The sequence below is a fragment of the Mesorhizobium sp. M0991 genome (assembly GCF_040318915.1).
Classification (GTDB): Bacteria; Pseudomonadota; Alphaproteobacteria; order Rhizobiales; family Rhizobiaceae; genus Mesorhizobium.
This window is the reverse complement of the sequence record NZ_JAMYNE010000086.1, coordinates 1-3,215: the sequence shown is the minus strand read 5'-3', so window position 1 is coordinate 3,215 and position 3,215 is coordinate 1. Positions and strand designations below refer to the sequence as shown.

At 60.9% G+C, this 3,215-nt stretch carries 4 protein-coding genes and 1 pseudogene; all 5 read right to left on the bottom strand.

The genetic code is table 11. From position 1 onward, the window contains the following. Positions 1-161: ATP-binding cassette domain-containing protein (locus tag NKH70_RS35515; RefSeq protein ID WP_353027462.1), on the bottom strand; the 161-nt coding region annotated here is incomplete at its 3' end. Positions 162-163: 2 nt separating this feature from the next. Then, positions 164-943, bottom strand: coding sequence for an ABC transporter ATP-binding protein (locus tag NKH70_RS35510; RefSeq protein WP_352912590.1), 780 nt, complete (start codon positions 941-943; stop codon positions 164-166). Between the two features lie 4 nt (positions 944-947). Next, positions 948-1,922 carry a branched-chain amino acid ABC transporter permease gene (locus NKH70_RS35505; protein ID WP_353027461.1) on the bottom strand — a complete coding sequence of 325 codons (975 nt, stop codon included), beginning with the start codon at positions 1,920-1,922 and terminating at the stop codon, positions 948-950. Between the two features lie 5 nt (positions 1,923-1,927). Beyond that, the gene (locus tag NKH70_RS35500; protein ID WP_352912589.1) at positions 1,928-2,794 is read right to left on the bottom strand and encodes a branched-chain amino acid ABC transporter permease; all 867 of its coding nucleotides are present in this window, start codon (positions 2,792-2,794) and stop codon (positions 1,928-1,930) included. A 76-nt stretch (positions 2,795-2,870) separates the two neighbouring features. Then, positions 2,871-3,215 (bottom strand): annotated as a pseudogene (locus NKH70_RS35495) (ABC transporter substrate-binding protein); the annotation flags it as partial.

Sequence of the window (3,215 nt, the reverse complement as noted above, 5' to 3'; positions counted from 1 at the left end):
TTCAGGCCGGTGATGGCGCGCAGGATCGAGGATTTGCCCGCGCCGTTCGCGCCGATCAGCGCGACGGTCTCGCCCTCGTTGACGTTGAGCGACACGCCCTTCAGTGCATAGACATGGTCGTAGTAGAGTTCGACGTCGGAGACTTTCAGCAGTTCGCTCATGGCTAAAATCCGATCGCCTCATCTTCGGCGCCGAGATAGGCCTCGATGACCTTTTCGTTCTCCTGGATTCCCTTCGGCGTTCCCTCGGCGATTTTCACACCGAAGTTCAGGACGACGATGCGGTCGGAAATGTTCATGACGGCGGGCATATCGTGCTCGACCAGCAGGACAGTCACGCCGCGCTTCCGCACGTCGCGCACCATCTCCACCGCGCGTACGGTTTCGTCATGGTTCATGCCGGCGAAGGGCTCGTCGAGCAGAATCACGGTCGGGTTGGTAGCGAGCCCGATGGCAATCCCGAGCGCGCGCAGATGGCCGTGCGGCAGCGTGCTGGCGATCTCATGCCGTTGCGCGCCGAGATCGAGGAAGTCGATGATCTCGTCGGCCGAGCGGCCGAATTCATCCTCGTCGCGCCGTGCGGTGTTCGTGCCGAGATAGAAGCCGGCAAGGCTGGCGTTGGAACGCAAGTGATGCGCGATGATGACATTGTCGCGCACCGTCATGCCCTTGAAGATCGTCGTCTCCTGGAACGTGCGCACCACGCCCTTCCGGGCGACGATATGCGGCGCTAGGCCTGAAATCCGCTCTCCCCGGAATAGCACTTCGCCCGAGGTCGGATTGAGGAAAGAGGAAATCAACTTGAACAGCGTCGACTTGCCGGCGCCGTTGGGGCCGATGACGGAGAGGATTTCGCGTTCGCGGACCGCGAAGGAAACATTGTTGACCGCGACCAGCCCGCCGAAGCGTTTGGTCACGGCCTTGATCTGGAGAAGCTCAGTCATGGTCCTAGCCCTGCTTCTTGCCGAACAGCCTGAGGCTGAGCAGGCCGTTGGGAAGGAACAGCATCAGCGCGATCAGCACCGAAGAGAAGATCAGCAACTGGAACTCGCCGGTCTCGAACAGGAAATCCCAGCCGAAATAGAGCACGAAGGTGCCGATCATCGGCCCGAAGACGTGGCCGAGCCCGCCGAGGAAGCAGTTCAGCATGAAGTTCACCGAGTCGGTGACGGTGAAGCTCGACGGATAGATCGACTGCGAGATGGCGACGAACATCGCACCGCCGAGACCGCCGAGGAATGAGGAGAAGGCGTAGGCGATAACGCGCAGATAGGCGATGTTGACGCCGATCGAGGAGGCCAGTTCCTCGTTCTGCTGCAACGACTGGCAGAGTTTGCCAATGCGCGAATGGACTAGGCGGTAGAGCGCCGCAAAGCACAGCACCATCAGCACAACCGACACCAGATAGAAGGCGGGACGCGGATTGGCGAGCGTCGCGAAATCTGGAAGGATGGTCAGCCCGAAGATCGAGATGCCGCCGGGGAGCGGAATGCTGACCATGCCCTTGGCTCCGTTGGTGATCGGCAGCGCCAGCGCGAGCAGCCGCGCCACTTCGGTCAAAACCAGCGTGACCATGGCGAAATAGACGCCGCGAAGCCTGAGGATGGGCAGTCCGATCAGCACGCTTGCAGCGGCGCAGAATAGCCCAGCCAGCGGCAGTGTCAGCCAGAACGACACACCGTACTGGACGACAAGGATGGTCGAAACATAGCCGCCCATAAGCGCGAAGGCCCCTTGGCCGATATTGATGCGGCCGATGTAGAAAGTCACCCACACCCCGGCGCTGGCGATGCTGAGCAGCGCGACCGAGGTCAGCGTGTAGTAGAGGTCGAGCCGACCGGTCGCCTCGATCAGCCAGGGCACGCCGACGAGTACGACCAGCAGGAAGACAGCGACGGCGAGGATGTTGCGTGTACGCTTCATGTCCATCATCCCCACGGCTTGCCCATGAGCCCGTTCGGGCGGATGCTCAGGAACACCATCAGCGCGGCGAAGATGACGAGATAAGTGACGTCGCCATATTGGCGTAGGACCGTCAGGCCGACCGATTCCATCATGCCGAGGATGAAGCCGCCGGCGATCGCTCCGCTGACCACGCCGGCCCCGCCGATCATCACCATCAAGAACGCCTTGATCGAGATCGGCCCGCCGATGCCCGAATTGACGCCGGTGATGGCGACCAGCAGCCCCCCGACTATGCCGGCAAGCATGGCGCCGAGCGCAAAGCCGATCATCGAATAGCGGTCGACCTCGACGCCCATCAGCTGCGCCGCGACCCGGTCCTGCGCCAGCGCCCGCATGGCGCGTCCCGGCTTGCTGTACTGCATGAAAAGCACGAAGGAGGCGATGAACAGTATGGCGAGTGCGCCGACCAGCAGCCGGTCGTTAGGCATTATGAGGCTGTCGGAGACGAAGACGCCTTTGACGATCTTCGGCACGCCGCGCTGCTTTTCGCCGAACAGGAGGAGGATCACGGCGTCGAGGAAGAATGCGACTGCCGCCGCGAGAAGCATCGTACTTTCCTCCCGCACGCTTCGCTTAATCACCGTCCTGAAAAGGAATTTCTCGACAAGCGCTCCAATGACCAGCAGCGTGATCCCGGACGCGACGAGCGCGACGACGAAAGGCATGCCGAGCTGGCCATAGACGGTGTAGGTGACGAAGCCGCCGAGAACGTACATCTGCCCATGGGCAAAGTTAAGCACGTTCATCAGCGCGAAGATCAGGGTCAGACCGAGCGCGATCAAGGCGTATTGCGCGCCAAGATAAAGCCCGTTGGCGATGATTTGTTCCATCAGGATGGTTCCGGCCGTTCAGAGGCTGAAGACGAATGCTCGAGCCTCTGCGGCAATCCGCTTCGGTGCAGTTGCGTCAATCGACTTGAGCGACGAAGAGCGTCTCGAACTTGCCGTCGCGGTATTCCGTGACCACCATCGGGACCGAAAGCTGGCGCTTCTGGCCAAACGACGTCATTCCGACATAGGTCAGCTTGGCATCGTCCTTCAGATAGGGATTGGGCGCCGAGAAAGTGTCGATCGTCTTCTTGAACTCCTCGACATTGTCGATCGCGGCCGGGTTCGCCTTCAGCGTCTCGATGATGTATTCGAGCGCGTAGACCTTGGTGTTGGACTCGTCATTGTATTCGCCGAACATTTTCGTGTAGCGGTCGACGAATTCCTTCATCGTGTCGGACGCGATTTCGGGCGTCGATGCGCC